We start from the raw sequence: 13,382 nt of genomic DNA on the forward strand, positions 1-13,382 counted from the left end.
GCCGGGATCATTTGCGACGTGCTCCATGTCCCCTGAGGCGTGTCAGGCTGTCGTTCCGTGTGGTCACGCAGAGGTGGGTTATCCGCATGATGTTACTCATTTGCGACGTGCTCCATAGACCTTGGGACGTGTCAGGCTGTCGATCAGCGGAACACACAAGTTGGCCAGCAGCACGGCGAAGGCGAAGGCATCAGGGTAACCGCCAAAGCGACGGATAAGGTAGACCAGCACACCAATCAGTACGCCATATACCAGACGGCCACGGGGCGTGGTGCTGGCGCTGACCGGATCGGTAGCGATGAAGAAGGCCCCCAGCATGGTGGCCCCGCTGAACAGATGGAACATGGGGGTGGCGGTGGCATCCGGCGTCATCAGATAACCCAGGGTTGCGGCCAGCAACAAGGAGCCCAGGATGGCACCCGGAATACGCCAGTTGATCACTCTTTGCTGCAGCAGGAACAGGCCGCCCAGCAGGTAACCCAGGTTGACCCAGCTCCAGCCGATGCCGCCCCAGCCCTCGAATACGGCGTGGCTCATCACTTCACCCGTGGTGAGCCCCTGATTCAGCCCTGTCTTCAGGGTATCGAGTGGCGTAGCCATGGTGAGGCCATCCACCCCCTGCTTGAGCTGCGCCATGCTGTAGCCATCCAGGCTGAAGCCGGTAAAGATGACGGACGCTGCATCGCCAAAGCCGATGTCATAGGCGCGAATTGTGTCTGGCGGCAACCAGCTGGTCATTTGCACGGGGAAGGAGACCAACAGCAACACATAGGCCACCATGGCCGGGTTGAACAGGTTCTGGCCCAGGCCGCCATAAAGGTGCTTGGCAATGATGATGGCAAAGGCGGTACCCAGTACCAGCATCCACCAGGGCAGCAGGGGGGGCAAAGAGAGGCCAATCAGCACGGCGGTCAGGGCGGCACTGCCATCCATCAGGGCGGGCTTGATGGGGCGGCGGCGCAAGCGGAGCACCAGCGCCTCGGCCCCCAGCGCCGTCACCAGCGCCAGCAGGATCTGGATGAAGGAACCCCAGCCAAAGAACCAGGTCTGGGCCAGCAGGCCGGGCAGGCAAGCCAGGATCACCAGCAACATCAGGGTTTGGGTCTGTTTGCGGTTATGAGCAAACGGCGCACTCGCGATATTGAACATGGATCAGTGGCTCTTGTCTGGCGATGGAGAAGGTGACTGTGCTTGGGTGGTCAGGCCTTGTGCGGCAGCCTCTGCTGCCAGCTTCTTGGCCTTGGCCCGCGCGATGGCGGCGGCAATGGCTGCTTTCTTGGGGTCGACCTCGGCAGTCGCCGGTGCGGGTTCGCTTACCGGCTGGGCCTCGCTAGCCGTAGCCTCAGGCTGGGCGACCTTTTCATCCGCAGCTTGCGCTGCTTTTTTTGCCTTGGCGCGTGCAATGGCGGCGGCAATGGCTGCTTTCTTGGGGTCGACCTCGGCAGTTGCCGGTGCGGGTTCGCTTACCGGCTGGGCCTCGCTAGCCGTAGCCTCAGGCAGGGCGACCTTTTCATCCGCAGCTTGCGCTGCTTTTTTTGCCTTGGCGCGTGCAATGGCGGCGGCAATGGCTGCCTTTTTGGGGTCGACCTCGGCAATTGCCGGTGCGGGTTCGCTTGTCGGCTGGGTCTCGGTAGCCATAGCCTCAGGCTCGGCGACGTTTTCATCCGAAGCTTGCGCTGCCTTCTTGGCCTTGGCCCGTGCGATGGCGGCGGCAATGGCTGCCTTTTTGGGGTCAACCTCGGCAGTCGCCAGTGCGGGTTCGCTTGTCGGCTGGGTCTCGTTAGCCATAGCCTCAGGCTTGGCGACGTTTTCATCCGCAGCTTGCGCTGCCTTCTTGGCTTTGGCCCGTGCGATGGCGGCGGCAATGGCTGCTTTCTTGGGGTCAACCTCGGCAGTCGCCGGTGCGGGTTCGCTTACCGGCTGGGCCTCGTTAGCCATAGCCTCGGGTTTGGCGACGTCTTCATCCACAGCTTGTGCGGCCTTTTGGGCCTTGGCACGAGCAAGGGCTGCTGCGATAGCGGCCTTTTTCGGATCCTGCGCCTCTGGCGTTGGCGCAACGACGGCGGCAACGTCAGCAGGTTCACCGCTGTTGGCGGCTTTGGCGGCGCGCCGCGCGAGGGCCTCCTGCTTGCGCGCCTCGCGGGCGGCAATCATGGCGCTGTTGTCTGGCTGCTCGCCAACAGCGCTGGCCGTGACTTCCTGCTTGGCTTTGATGCGAGCGAGGGCGGCAGCGACGGGATCTTCCCCTCCACTGGCCGTCATGGCCTGGCGGCGCTGGGCCGCAGCCTCGGCATGGCGGGCTTCTCGGGCCGCTTTTTCCCGCTCGAAGCGGGCCTGCTTGGCCTCGAAACGCTGCTTGGCACGCTCGGCTTTTTCGGCCTCGGCACGGGCCTCGCGAATATCATCCTTTGCAATCTTGTAGTACTGCACCAGAGGGATCTGGCTGGGGCAGACCCAGGCGCAAGCGCCGCACTCGATACAGTCGAACAGGTTGAGCCCTTCGGCCTTGTCGTACTCCTTGGCGCGGCTGTACCAGTAGAGCTCCTGGGGCAGCAAATTGGCCGGGCAGGCATCGGCGCAGGCGCTGCAACGGATGCAGGCTTGCTCGGGACCGGGGGGCGGCAGCTCGGCACGGGTCGGGGAGAGCAGGCAGTTGGTGGCCTTGACCACGGGAACCATGGCGTGGGGCAGGGTGAAGCCCATCATGGGGCCCCCCATGATGACCCTCTGGTCCGCCTCGGGTTGCAGCTCGAAACGCTGCAACAGCCAGCGCACTGGCGTGCCCAGCAGTACCCAAGCATTGCCTGGCTTCTTGAAGGCGTCGCCAGTCAGGGTGACGATGCGGGAGATGAGCGGCTCGCCGTCGATGATGGCGCGCTTGATGGCGAACACGGTTGCCACGTTGAGCACCATGATGCCCATGTCCACCGCCCGCCCACCCTTGGGCACCTGACGGCCGGTAAGCAGCTCTATGGTCTGCTTGGCACCGCCCGAGGGGTACTTGGTCGGCACCGTCTTGACCAGCACGTCATCATCGGTGGCGTGGCGGGTCAGTTCGGCAATGGCTGCGGGTTTGTTGTCTTCCACCCCTATCAGGGTCAATTTGGGTTTGAGCAGATGCTTGAGCACCCGGATGCCATCCATGATCTCGTCGGCATACTCCTGCATCAGACGATCATCTGTGCTTATGTAGGGCTCACACTCCAGTCCGTTGACGATCAGGATCTCGGTGAGCTGACCGCGGCCGTCCAGCTTGCTGTGAGTCGGGAACACGGCGCCGCCCAGACCCGCAATGCCGGCCTGCTGGATGCGCTCGAGCAGTTCGCCTCGATCCAGATTCCAGTAGTCTGGCTTGCCCTGGTGCTCACCCCAGGCATCCTCCCCATCCGGCGTCAGGGTGATGCAGAGATCATCGAGACCCGAGGGGTGCGCCACAGTATGGTGGCCGATGGCGGTGATGGTGCCCGAGGTCGAGGCGTGCACGGGCACTATGCGGCCCTTGTCATAGCGGGTCAGTGGCTGACCCTTCTTGACCTTGTCGCCGATCTGTACCAGCAGATCGCCGGCCGGCCCTGCGTGCTGGCGCACCGGTATGATGAGCTGGGGCGGCAGGCCCGCGTCCACCACGGGTGTCAGGCTGGATTGGTGCTTGTTCTCGGGAGGGTGAATGCCGCCGTGAAAATCCCACAGAGTGCCGGCTTTGATGCGTTCGAGCAGATGCTGCATGGTTACTCCGCTGTTTATTCCACTATCTTGACCGGAATGGCGACGTTGGCCAGATCCCACTTCCAGTTGTCGACCGTGGTCGGCACAGGGATCATTTCGATACAGTCGGTCGGGCAGGGATCGACACAGAGATCGCAGCCGGTGCACTCGTCTGTGATGACGGTGTGCATTGCCTTGGTGGCACCGACGATGGCATCGACCGGACAGGCCTGGATGCACTTGGTGCAGCCGATGCATTGATCTTCATGGATGAAGGCGACTTTCTTGACCGGGATGGCGGCCTCGGCACTGCCCAGCGGTTGAGGGTCGACCCCCATCAGGTCGGCTATCTTGCGCATGGTGGCATCGCCACCGGGCACGCACTTGTTGATCTGATCGCCATTGGCCAGCGCCTCGGCATAAGGTTTGCAGCCAGGGTAACCGCACTGGCCGCACTGGGTCTGCGGCAACAGGGCGTCAAGCTGATCGACGATGGGATCGGCTTCCACGTGAAACTTGACGGCGGCAAAGCCCAGAATGATTCCGAAGGCAAGGGCCAGCAGGGCCAGTACCAGAACGGCAAAGAGTATGTGAGTCATAGCGCTATATCTTGATAAGGCCGGTAAAGCCCATAAAGGCCAGCGACATCAGGCCGGCGGTGACCATGGCAATCGACACACCGCGAAACGGAGTGGGAACGTCGGCCGCCACCAGGCGTTCACGCATGGCGGCAAACAGTATCAGCACCAGCGAGAAGCCTGCGGCTGCGCCAAATCCGTAGATGATGCTTTGAATGAAGTTGTGACGCTCGTTGATGCTCAGTAATGCCACCCCCAGCACGGCGCAGTTGGTGGTGATGAGTGGCAGGAAGATGCCCAGCAGGCGATAGAGGGTCGGGCTGCTCTTGCGGATAACCATCTCGGTGAACTGCACTACGACGGCGATCACAAGAATGAAGGCAAGGGTGCGCAGGTAGGCGATGTTCAGCGGGATCAGGATATAGTGTTCCATCAGATAGGAACTGGCGCTGGCCAGCGTCATCACGAAGGTGGTCGCCAGCCCCATGCCGACGGCGGTCTCCAGCTTGCCGGAGACGCCCATAAAGGGACACAGGCCGAGAAACTTCACCAGCACGAAGTTGTTAATCAGCACGGTACTGACCAATAAAAGCAGGTACTCAGTCATGGGAGATGGGTTATCCGGTTTGAAGGCGGCGGTATTATCTGATTTTAGGTCTCCTTAAACAACCGCAAGGCCGCATGGTTATTATTCAAATGGCCAATTTCATGGAGGAAATGTGCGCCCTTTACCCATTTTTACCCTGACCCTGGCAATGCTGCTCTGGTCCAGCTCCTTTATCGCCCTCAAGCACGTGCTGGGGATCTGGGGTTTCGGTCAGGTGCTGTTCATGCGCATGAGTGTGGCGGCGCTCTGCTGGCTGCTTTGCTACCGCTATCTGGGCAATTTCACCTATCAAAAGGGGGATTGGCGCTGGCTGGCCCTGATGGGGGGACTGGAGCCCTGCCTTTACTTCCTGCTGGAGGTCAATGCCCTGCGTTACACCAGTGCTGGTCAGGCGGGCATGGTCTGTGCTCTGTTGCCGCTCATCGTGGCCCTGGTGGCCTTTGTGCTGCTCAAGGAGCGGGTCAGTCGCCGCCAGTTGCTCGGCTTTGCCATCGCCATCGTCGGCATTGCCCTGCTGGGGCTGGGTAGCGGCGTGGATGAGTTTGCCCCCAACGCCTTGCTTGGCAACAGCCTGGAGATGGCGGCCATGCTGTGCGCCGCCACCTATTCTGTGGTCTTCAAGAAGCTCTCCAGCCGCTACGGCGTGCTGACCCTGACTGCGCTGCAAGCCTTCGTCGGTACCCTCTTTTTCGCCCCCTTCGCCTTCAGCGAACCCTGGCCCACCGCCTGGGCCTGGCAGGACATGGTGGTCATCGTCTTTCTTGGCGCCTTTGTGACGCTCGGAGCCTACCTGCTCTACAACTGGTCGGTGACCCAGGTCAAGGTGACCCTGGCGGCGGCCTATGTGAACCTCATTCCGGTCTTTACCCTGTTGCTGGCCTATCTGCTGCTCGGTGAAACTCTGACGCCATTGCAATGGCTTGCCTGTGGCGCCGTCCTGCTGGGGATCGCCGTGGGCCAGCTGCCCGCTCGGCGCAAAGTGCGCGAGCCGGTTATCGCCGACAGCTGATCTATCCCGGAGGCTGATCGATGGACTAGAGTCAGCACAGTCAAAGGGCGTGTGTCGCTCATCACCTTGGCCAGGTTTTATCCGGGAGAATGCCGATGAACAGCATGATGTTATTGACCAGGGCGCAGGCCCTGTTGACCCATAATCCCTTTACGCTGGATGATGCCAGGTCGCTGGAAGCGCTGGAGGAGGCTGCGGTGGGAGAGGAGGGGCTGCTGATCGCTGAATTGTGGGAGGCCGCCCTGATGCAGGCCGACGAAGCGGCTCGCCATTACATGAAGGGGGAAGGCTGAGTATCGGGTCTGGTTATCTCGAACGCCGGGGATGGGCGAGGGCATAGCGCCTGTTCACCCCTTGCTCGCCACACTCTTGCCGCCCACATCAATACGGCCATCTGCGCCGCCATACTGTTGTGCCACCTTGCGGACAACCTTCTACAGAATGGAACAAGCGACGAGCTCTCCGCCGCTTGTTGCCTTGCGTCGCCTTTCCGTATCAGATGGACAAGTCCTTGACCGTGGCGGAGACGGAGTTGGCATCTTCGATGATCTCCTTGATGACGGTGGCAATGATGCTGGCCTGCTCCTGGCCCGCCATGGCCTTGTCAGAGACCACTGAGACGGTCTGGGTGATCCTGGAGGTGATGTCCGAGTTGAGCTTGATGACAGAGATGATCTCGCCAGTGGAGCTGGAGGTTCTGGCAGCCAGTTGGCGTACCTCATCCGCCACTACGGCAAAGCCACGACCCTGCTCACCGGCCCGGGCCGCCTCGATGGCGGCATTGAGTGCCAACAGATTGGTCTGATCCGCGATACCGCTGATGGTCGAGATGATGGATTCAATGCTTTTCGATTGCTGGTTGAGGTTCTCAATCTGCCTGCTGACCTCGTTGACCGAGGTGTTGATGTGTGACGAGGTCTCCAGCACCTTGTCGATCACCTCGCGCCCCTTGGCGGCGCTCGACACTGTTTCACCAGCGATGGCGCACGCCTTTTGCGCCGCTTCGCGCACCGAGATGGATTTTTCGACCCGCTCAGTGATGTTGCTCGCCAGCTTGATGATTTTGATCACCTTGCCCTCGTGGTTGAAGATGGGGTTGTAGGTGGCCTCCAGCCAGATCTTTTCACCGTGGCGGCCAAGGCGCATGAAGAGACCTGACTGGATATTTCCCGAGCCCAAATCTCGCCAGAAGTCGGGGCTTTTCCGATAAAACTCGTCATCACAGAACATGCTGTGGTGCTTGCCCACCACCTCATCCAGCCGGTATCCGAAACAGTGCAGGAAGTTCTGGTTGGCGTTGATGACGGTGCCATCCGGCTGAAAGTCGATGACGGCGAGTGACTTGTCCAGCGCCGCCAGCAGGGCTTGGGTCCGCTCCAGGGATGACTGCTGCTGGGTCACGTCCGAGGCGACCTTGGCTACCCTGATGACCTTGCCATCAACAATGATGGGAAAGTAAGTGGCTTCCAGCCAGACGGCTTTGCCTGACCTCGCCTGGCGAATGAAGCGGCCATTACGAAACTCGCCGTTGCGCAGAGCGCTCCACAACAGCTCGTAATCGCGCGTACTGACATCTTCCGGGAAGCAGAGCGCACTGTGGTGTTTGCCTACCACCTCCTCGCGTTGATAGCCCACGATATCGAGAAAAAGATCGTTGACGAAGGTGACCACGCCCTCCGGCGTGAACTGGATATAGGGTACCCGGGACTGAATGGCTTGTTCGAAGGCGCCCAGTTCCGCCAGTGCCGCCTCTTTCTCGCGTTGTTCATTGCTGTTCTTACGTTTCCAAAACATGATGGAGCTCCTCCTTGAGACCCTTGTGAGACTTCTCGTGACAATAGTCGACCGGCTGGATACTAGTACAGAATATTTGTCCAATAGCACGGGAATGGAGTGTAATTATATGTTTTTATTTAATTTATTCTTGTCGCCATCGGGGTGATCAGACTCGGATGTGCGGCCGACACAGGCCTCATGCCTTGGCTTATTCCTGCGCCATCCCCCTGGCGCCGGCCCGGTTTTGGCAGTGCGGATACCGTGGATCTGTTCATTTTCCCCGCAGTCCAACACATCAGAGCACCCTAGGGCGGCAAGATGAGGTATCTTATGCCCCGATTTCATCCATTTAACGGTGTCGAGACCCCTCTATGATTATCAAACCCAAGGTTCGCGGCTTTATCTGCACCACCACTCACCCGGTCGGCTGTGAAGCCAATGTTCGTCGTCAGATTGCTTACACCCAGGAGCAGGGCATGATTGCCAATGGTCCCAAGCGGGTGCTGGTGATTGGCGCTTCCACCGGTTATGGTCTGGCCTCCCGGATTGCCACTGCCTTCGGTAGCGGCGCTGCCACCATAGGCGTCTTCTTCGAAAAAGCCGGTAGCGAAACCAAGACGGCGACTGCGGGCTGGTATAACTCGGCCGCGTTCGACAAGGCCGCCAAAGAGGCGGGTCTGTATGCGAAAAGTGTCAACGGCGATGCCTTCTCCAACGAATGCCGTGCCAAGGTGATCGAGCTTATCAAGGCCGATCTGGGCCAGATTGACCTGGTTGTCTACTCCCTGGCCTCACCGGTACGCAAGATGCCGGATACCGGTGAAGTGGTGCGCTCAGCCTTGAAACCCATCGGCGAGACCTACACCACCACCGCCATCGATACCAACAAGGATCAGATCATTACAGCCACCGTCGAGCCGGCGAATGAGGAAGAGATCCAGAACACCATCACCGTCATGGGCGGTCAGGATTGGGAGCTGTGGATGGCGGCCCTGCGCGATGCAGGCGTGCTGGCTGACGGCGCCAAGTCCGTAGCCTACTCCTACATCGGCACCGATCTGACCTGGCCCATCTACTGGCACGGTACCCTGGGTCGCGCCAAGGAAGATCTGGATCGCGCCGCCACCGCCATTCGTGGCGATCTGGCCGCCAAGGGCGGCACCGCTCACGTGGCCGTGCTGAAATCCGTGGTGACCCAGGCCTCTTCTGCCATTCCGGTGATGCCGCTTTATATCTCCATGGCCTTCAAGATCATGAAGGAGAAGGGTATCCACGAAGGTTGCATGGAGCAGGTCTACCGCATGATGCGTACCCGTCTCTATGGGGAAGAGCTGGCGCTGGACGAGCAGGCCCGCATCCGCATGGATGACTGGGAGCTGCGTGAAGACGTGCAGCAGACCTGCCGTGATCTCTGGCCTTCCATCACCACCGAGAACCTCTCCGAGTTGACCGACTACACCGGCTACAAGCAGGAGTTCCTGCGCCTGTTCGGTTTCGGTTTGGCCGAGGTGGATTACGAGGCTGATGTGAACCCGGACGTGAAATTCGACGTGGTTGAGCTCTGAGTCTGACTCAGGTGAAAACAGGGCCCTGCGGGGCCCTGTTTTTTTGTCAACAATCTGGTGAAATCACGAAATTATATTATCCGCGATCACCTTTTCCCCATATCAAACCCGCTAATCTTGCGCTGTCGGATCACATGACGGCGCTGCCGAGGAATGGAAGCTATGACCACCCCACATGAGGCGCCCAAGAAGCGCCAACTCCCCACCGTATACACACTGCTGTTCATCATCATCGCCCTGATGGCGGCCCTCACCTGGGTGCTGCCAGCGGGCAAATATGACTATGTCACCGCCAAGAGCCAGCAGCCGGTTGCGGCCGCCACAGTGGCCGATTACAGCGGCGATGAGCGATTGCTGCCTGTGCCCGGCAGCTATACCGAGCTGCCCTCCCAGCCGCAAGGGGTGTTCGAGGTGCTCAAGGCCCCCATTCAGGGCTTCCACAAGGCGGCCGACGTGGCACTGTTCGTGCTCATCATCGGCGGCTTTCTTGCGGTGACCATGCAAAGCGGCGCGCTCGATGCCGGGGTGGGGGCCATAGTGCGCACCTTCGCCGGGCGCGAGCGGCTGCTGATCCCGGTGCTGATCGCTCTGTTTGCCCTCGGCGGCTCCACCTTCGGCATGGCGGAAGAAACGGTGGCCTTCTGGGCGCTCATCGTGCCCGTCATGATGGCGGCAGGCTTCGATCGCATGGTGGCGGCGGGGATCATCCTGCTTGGCTCCGGGGTCGGGGTACTCGCCTCCACCGTCAATCCGTTTGCCACCGGCATCGCCTCCGGTTTTGCCGGCATACCCATCGGGGAGGGGATTGGCCTGCGGGTCATCCAGTGGCTGCTGCTGGTGATCTTCGCCTCCTGGTTCGTGATGCGCTACGCCAAGCAGGTGCAGCAGGACAAGTCCCGCTCCGTGCTGGCGGACATCGTCTATGACGATGAATTCTCCCAGATGAAGCGCAGCGACTCGGCCTTTACCGGCAAGCAGAAGCTCACCATGCTGGTGTTCTTCGGCACCTTCCTGCTGATGATCTATGCGGTGGTGCCCTGGTCGGATCTGGGGATAGACCTGCTGCCAACCCTGGGTTGGTGGTTTGACGAGCTCTCCACCCTGTTTTTCAGCGCCTCCATCCTGATAGCGCTCATCAACCGGATGCCCGAGTCCAACTATGTGGCGACTTTCCTGAGCGGAGCGCGGGATCTCATCGGGGTGGCGCTAGTGGTGGCGGTAGCGCGCGGCATCTATGTGGTGATGGAGCAGGGCGTCATCATCGACACCATTTTGCACTGGGCTGAAGGGCTGGTGACCGGCCTCTCCTCGTCGGTGTTCATCCTGATGGCTTATCTGGTGCACATCATTCTTAGTTTTTTTATTCCCTCAACCTCGGGGCTGGCGACCGTCTCCATGCCGCTGATGGGGCCGCTGGCGGATTTTTCGGGCATCTCGCGGGATCTGGTGATCACCGCCTATCAATCCGCCTCCGGCTGGATCAACCTGTTCGCTCCCACCGCAGCCCATCTGGTGGCGGGGTTGGCGCTCGCCAGGATCCCCTACGATCGCTTCGTGCGCTGGGTGCTGCCCTTCATCGTCGGGGTAGCCCTCATCACCATGGCGGTGCTGGTGGCGGGCACCCTGTTGCATGGCTGATGAATCAGCTGCAACCGACAGATAGCAAAAAGGCTCCCGAAGGAGCCTTTTTCATGAGCCGTGCTTACTGCTTGTAGCCCTTGAGGAAGCGGGCGAGGCGGCCGATGGCCTCTTCCAGCTCCTCTTCCCGGGGCAGGAACACCAGCCGGAAGTGGTCCGGCGCCGGCCAGTTGAAGCCGGTACCCTGCACCAGCAGCAGCTTTTCCTGCTGCAGCAGGTCGAACACCATCTTCTGGTCGTCACGAATGTCGTACACCTTGGGATCCAGGCGCGGGAACATGTAGAGCGCCCCCTTGGGTTTGACGCAGGAGACGCCGGGGATCTCGTTCAAGAGCTCCCACGCCTTGTCCCGCTGCTTGCGCAGGCGGCCGCCCGGCAGGATCAGCTCGTTGATGCTCTGGTAGCCACCAAGGGCGGTCTGGATGGCGTGCTGCATGGGCACGTTGGCACACAGTCGCATGGAGGCCAGCATCTCCAGCCCCTCGATATACCCCTTGGCACGGCCCTTGGGCCCGGTAATGACCATCCAACCCTGACGGAAGCCACAGGCACGATAGGCCTTGGAGAGGCCGTTGAAGGTCACCACCATCACATCGTCACACAGGGTGCAGACGCTGGTGTGGGAGATGTCGTCGTAGAGGATCTTGTCGTAGATCTCGTCGGCGAAAATGATGAGGTTGTGCTGGCGGGCTATCTCGATCACTTCCAGCAGGAACTCGCTGCCGTAGACGGCGCCGGTCGGGTTGTTGGGGTTGATCAGCACCAGACCACGGGTGCGTGGTGTGATGCGGGCGCGGATGTCATCCAGATCCGGATACCAGTCGGCCCCTTCGTCGCAGCGGTAGTGCACCGCATGGCCACCGGAGAGGGTCACCGCCGCGGTCCAGAGCGGATAGTCGGGGGAGGGCACCAGCATCTCGTCGCCGTTGTTGAGCAGCGCCTGCATGGCCATCACGATGAGCTCGCTCGCGCCATTGCCGATATAGATGTCGTCGATATCGACCTTGCGCATCCCTTTTTGCTGGTAGTACTGCATCACCGCCTTGCGGGCAGAAAACAGTCCCTTGGAGTCGCAGTAGCCCTGGCTCAGCGGCATGTTGAGGATCACATCCTTGATGATCTCTTCTGGCGCATCGAAACCAAACGGGGCCGGATTGCCGATATTGAGCTTGATGATGCGGTGGCCTTCGTCTTCGAGACGGCGCGCTTCTTTATGCACCGGGCCGCGAATGTCATAGCAGACATCGTCGAGCTTGTGCGACTTGTCGATAGTGAACATGGTGAGTGTGCTTCCTTCCCCGTGGGGACGCGTTGGCGAAAAAGGCGATTTTTAGTATCAAATTTCTTTTCCCCTATTCTTCACAGAATTGAATGCTAGAACAATCTTCTTTTTAGTAGAATTCCCTGATTTTTAGCCTTAAAACAGGGTTGCTGAAACGTTAAATTCAGCACGATCGTTTGTGTAACCCGAGGTTCACTAGTGAAAGATGAGGGGCTGATTAACAAAGCTACCCGACTGTGTTGAAATATTCGTATCCAATGGCACGATTGGCTTGGGCCCTAAATCGCCTTCTCGCCCGTGCCAGCGAATAATAAAGAGGGCGCAGACAACAGGGCCTGCGGCTTTCTTTTTCGTTTGTTCATCGAGCCCGCACTCACAGAGGTATGTCCATGCATGCACCCGCGCCCGGCCGTTATCGCCACTTCAAGGGGGGTTATTATCAGGTGCTCACCCTGGCCCTGCACACCGAAACCCGGGAGCAGCTGGTGGTCTACCAATCCGAGCAGGATGGGGTTGTCTATGCCCGCCCTGTGGCCATGTTCATGGAGTGGATCGAGCATCAAGGGCAGGTGGTGAGCCGCTTCACGCCGATGGTGGGTTGAGTCTGTCATTTTCACCATAAAAAAAGGCGCCATCAGGCGCCTGTTTTCTATGGGGGAGAGCTTACTGGTAGAGACCCAGGTTCTCTTTGGCATAGGCTTCAAAATCGGTGCAGCCACCGATGTGCTGCTCGTCCAGGAAGATTTGCGGCACTGTATTGACCGGCTTGCCGGCGCTCTTGGCCAGGTCTTCCTTGGTGATGCCTTCTGCGTGGATATCCACGTAACGGAAATTGAAATCGTCACGCTGTTCAACCAGTTGCTCGGCGATCTGCTTGGCACGGACACAATAGGGGCAACCGGGACGACCAAAAATCACTGCAAACATCTTCTCTCTCCGTTGAATTGAGGCAGGGCACAGCATAGCCCCGCCTCGGTACCGATCAAAGTGCAAATTGTCGATATGACCATTCGCCATTTCCGATAAGCCGACGTATTACTGCTCGATGAGCCGGATGAATTGTTGCTGGTAGATGCTCTCCAGCACTCCTTTCTCGAGCCTTGTTCAGGGCATAAGAGTCGACTTGCTGGCAAGGAGGCTCCCCACATTACTGCTCGATGATCCTGATGAATTGTTGCTGGTAGATGCTCTCCAGCACTCCTTTTCTCGAACCCTGTTCAGG

At 59.8% G+C, this 13,382-nt stretch carries 12 protein-coding genes and 1 pseudogene; 5 read left to right on the forward strand and 8 right to left on the reverse strand.

Going from position 1 to position 13,382, the window contains the following annotated elements:
* Positions 1-96 precede the first annotated feature (96 nt).
* The 4 genes from rsxD to rsxA are packed head-to-tail and all read right to left on the reverse strand — an operon-like array spanning position 97 to position 4,890.
* Positions 97-1,149, reverse strand: coding sequence for an electron transport complex subunit RsxD (gene rsxD, locus ONZ54_RS09340; protein ID WP_021140426.1), 1,053 nt, complete (start codon positions 1,147-1,149; stop codon positions 97-99).
* Positions 1,150-1,152: 3 nt separating this feature from the next.
* Entirely contained in the window at positions 1,153-3,726 is a 2,574-nt protein-coding gene (rsxC, locus tag ONZ54_RS09345; protein ID WP_271788007.1) for an electron transport complex subunit RsxC, read from the reverse strand.
* Positions 3,727-3,740: 14 nt separating this feature from the next.
* Positions 3,741-4,304: an electron transport complex subunit RsxB gene (gene rsxB, locus ONZ54_RS09350; RefSeq protein WP_096118320.1), complete on the reverse strand. Its 564-nt coding sequence runs from the start codon at positions 4,302-4,304 to the stop codon at positions 3,741-3,743.
* A gap of 4 nt (positions 4,305-4,308) precedes the next feature.
* Positions 4,309-4,890 carry an electron transport complex subunit RsxA gene (rsxA, locus tag ONZ54_RS09355; RefSeq protein ID WP_005310657.1) on the reverse strand — a complete coding sequence of 194 codons (582 nt, stop codon included), beginning with the start codon at positions 4,888-4,890 and terminating at the stop codon, positions 4,309-4,311.
* A 112-nt stretch (positions 4,891-5,002) separates the two neighbouring features.
* Here rsxA and ONZ54_RS09360 point away from each other — a divergent pair, with 112 nt between their 5' ends.
* Both ONZ54_RS09360 and ONZ54_RS09365 read left to right on the forward strand, forming a co-directional pair.
* Positions 5,003-5,899 carry a DMT family transporter gene (locus ONZ54_RS09360; RefSeq protein ID WP_212539946.1) on the forward strand — a complete coding sequence of 299 codons (897 nt, stop codon included), beginning with the start codon at positions 5,003-5,005 and terminating at the stop codon, positions 5,897-5,899.
* 95 nt (positions 5,900-5,994) lie between these two features.
* Positions 5,995-6,192: a hypothetical protein gene (locus tag ONZ54_RS09365; RefSeq protein WP_005310661.1), complete on the forward strand. Its 198-nt coding sequence runs from the start codon at positions 5,995-5,997 to the stop codon at positions 6,190-6,192.
* Positions 6,193-6,394: 202 nt separating this feature from the next.
* Here ONZ54_RS09365 and ONZ54_RS23340 read toward each other — a convergent pair whose 3' ends face one another.
* Positions 6,395-6,910, reverse strand: a complete 516-nt coding sequence (locus ONZ54_RS23340) for a methyl-accepting chemotaxis protein (RefSeq protein WP_257979954.1) — start codon at positions 6,908-6,910, stop codon at positions 6,395-6,397.
* Positions 6,911-6,934: 24 nt separating this feature from the next.
* Positions 6,935-7,693: pseudogene (locus ONZ54_RS23345) on the reverse strand (PAS domain-containing protein); the annotation flags it as partial.
* Between the two features lie 353 nt (positions 7,694-8,046).
* Between ONZ54_RS23345 and fabV the strand changes: the two are divergent.
* Together fabV and ONZ54_RS09380 are read left to right on the forward strand one after the other, a co-directional pair.
* A complete protein-coding gene (gene fabV, locus ONZ54_RS09375; protein WP_021140931.1) occupies positions 8,047-9,240 on the forward strand; it encodes an enoyl-ACP reductase FabV in 1,194 nt (397 codons plus the stop codon).
* 162 nt (positions 9,241-9,402) lie between these two features.
* Positions 9,403-10,878, forward strand: a complete 1,476-nt coding sequence (locus ONZ54_RS09380; RefSeq protein WP_271774729.1) for a YfcC family protein — start codon at positions 9,403-9,405, stop codon at positions 10,876-10,878.
* A 64-nt stretch (positions 10,879-10,942) separates the two neighbouring features.
* Here ONZ54_RS09380 and ONZ54_RS09385 read toward each other — a convergent pair whose 3' ends face one another.
* Positions 10,943-12,157, reverse strand: a complete 1,215-nt coding sequence (locus ONZ54_RS09385; RefSeq protein WP_005314784.1) for a pyridoxal phosphate-dependent aminotransferase — start codon at positions 12,155-12,157, stop codon at positions 10,943-10,945.
* 392 nt (positions 12,158-12,549) lie between these two features.
* Between ONZ54_RS09385 and ONZ54_RS09390 the strand changes: the two genes are divergently transcribed.
* Positions 12,550-12,762, forward strand: coding sequence for a DUF1653 domain-containing protein (locus ONZ54_RS09390; protein WP_059112216.1), 213 nt, complete (start codon positions 12,550-12,552; stop codon positions 12,760-12,762).
* A gap of 61 nt (positions 12,763-12,823) precedes the next feature.
* Here the strand turns inward: ONZ54_RS09390 and ONZ54_RS09395 are convergent, their stop codons facing one another.
* The gene (locus ONZ54_RS09395; RefSeq protein ID WP_005314790.1) at positions 12,824-13,087 is read right to left on the reverse strand and encodes a GrxA family glutaredoxin; all 264 of its coding nucleotides are present in this window, start codon (positions 13,085-13,087) and stop codon (positions 12,824-12,826) included.
* Positions 13,088-13,382: the final 295 nt, after the last annotated feature.

Origin of the sequence: Aeromonas salmonicida, assembly GCF_028355655.1 — a bacterium.
Classification (GTDB): domain Bacteria; phylum Pseudomonadota; class Gammaproteobacteria; order Enterobacterales; family Aeromonadaceae; genus Aeromonas; species Aeromonas salmonicida.

Excerpts from the sequence above, each read along its gene's own strand:
- rsxD (WP_021140426.1), bottom strand. The coding sequence starts at position 1,149 with ATGTTCAATATCGCGAGTGCGCCGTTTGCTCATAACCGCAAACAGACC.
- rsxC (WP_271788007.1), bottom strand. The coding sequence starts at position 3,726 with ATGCAGCATCTGCTCGAACGCATCAAAGCCGGCACTCTGTGGGATTTT.
- rsxB (WP_096118320.1), bottom strand. The coding sequence starts at position 4,304 with ATGACTCACATACTCTTTGCCGTTCTGGTACTGGCCCTGCTGGCCCTT.
- rsxA (WP_005310657.1), bottom strand. The coding sequence starts at position 4,890 with ATGACTGAGTACCTGCTTTTATTGGTCAGTACCGTGCTGATTAACAAC.
- ONZ54_RS09365 (WP_005310661.1), top strand. The coding sequence starts at position 5,995 with ATGAACAGCATGATGTTATTGACCAGGGCGCAGGCCCTGTTGACCCAT.
- fabV (WP_021140931.1), top strand. The coding sequence starts at position 8,047 with ATGATTATCAAACCCAAGGTTCGCGGCTTTATCTGCACCACCACTCAC.
- ONZ54_RS09380 (WP_271774729.1), top strand. The coding sequence starts at position 9,403 with ATGACCACCCCACATGAGGCGCCCAAGAAGCGCCAACTCCCCACCGTA.
- ONZ54_RS09385 (WP_005314784.1), bottom strand. The coding sequence starts at position 12,157 with ATGTTCACTATCGACAAGTCGCACAAGCTCGACGATGTCTGCTATGAC.
- ONZ54_RS09390 (WP_059112216.1), top strand. The coding sequence starts at position 12,550 with ATGCATGCACCCGCGCCCGGCCGTTATCGCCACTTCAAGGGGGGTTAT.
- ONZ54_RS09395 (WP_005314790.1), bottom strand. The coding sequence starts at position 13,087 with ATGTTTGCAGTGATTTTTGGTCGTCCCGGTTGCCCCTATTGTGTCCGT.